This is a genomic window from Streptococcus sp. HMSC065E03 (genome assembly GCF_001815045.1).
GTDB classification, from domain to species: Bacteria; Bacillota; Bacilli; order Lactobacillales; family Streptococcaceae; genus Streptococcus; species Streptococcus parasanguinis_AD.
Map to the genome: position 1 here is coordinate 1 of NZ_KV818854.1, position 605 is coordinate 605.

Consider the following 605-nt stretch of genomic DNA (forward strand, 5'->3'; position numbering starts at 1 on the left):
AGGTGTCGCAGGTTCGAATCCTGTCTTCCCGATATTATGGCGGTGTAGCTCAGCTGGCTAGAGCGTCCGGTTCATACCCGGGAGGTCGGGGGTTCGATCCCCTTCGCCGCTATATTGTTGATCTTGTTGGACCTTTAGCTCAGCTGGTTAGAGCTCTCGGCTCATAACCGAGTGGTCGTAGGTTCAAGTCCTACAAGGTCCATTATTATATTGGAGGATTACCCAAGTCCGGCTGAAGGGAACGGTCTTGAAAACCGTCAGGCGTGTAAAAGCGTGCGTGGGTTCGAATCCCACATCCTCCTTAATATTAACGCGGGATGGAGCAGCTCGGTAGCTCGTCGGGCTCATAACCCGAAGGTCGTAGGTTCAAATCCTGCTCCCGCAATTTGGCTCGGTAGCTCAGTTGGTAGAGCAATGGATTGAAGCTCCATGTGTCGGCGGTTCGATTCCGTCTCGCGCCATTTCTTTTAATAATAAGCGGGTGTAGTTTAGTGGTAAAACTACAGCCTTCCAAGCTGTTGTCGCGAGTTCGATTCTCGTCACCCGCTTTGAACATAGGTTCTTTACCAAGTTTTTAACTTGGGCGCGTAGCTCAGGTGGTTAGA

At 51.1% G+C, this 605-nt stretch carries 6 tRNA genes; all 6 read left to right on the forward strand.

The features are described from left to right. Nucleotides 1–38: 38 nt before the first annotated feature. Nucleotides 39–112, forward strand: a tRNA-Met gene (locus HMPREF3002_RS09815). A gap of 16 nt (nucleotides 113–128) precedes the next feature. Then, nucleotides 129–202 (forward strand) — tRNA-Ile (locus HMPREF3002_RS09820). 10 nt (nucleotides 203–212) lie between these two features. Further along, nucleotides 213–302: transfer RNA gene (locus HMPREF3002_RS09825), tRNA-Ser, on the forward strand. A gap of 9 nt (nucleotides 303–311) precedes the next feature. After that, nucleotides 312–385, forward strand: a tRNA-Met gene (locus HMPREF3002_RS09830). Between the two features lie 3 nt (nucleotides 386–388). Next, a tRNA-Phe gene (locus HMPREF3002_RS09835) sits at nucleotides 389–461 on the forward strand. Nucleotides 462–477: 16 nt separating this feature from the next. Then, nucleotides 478–548 (forward strand) — tRNA-Gly (locus HMPREF3002_RS09840). Nucleotides 549–605: the final 57 nt, after the last annotated feature.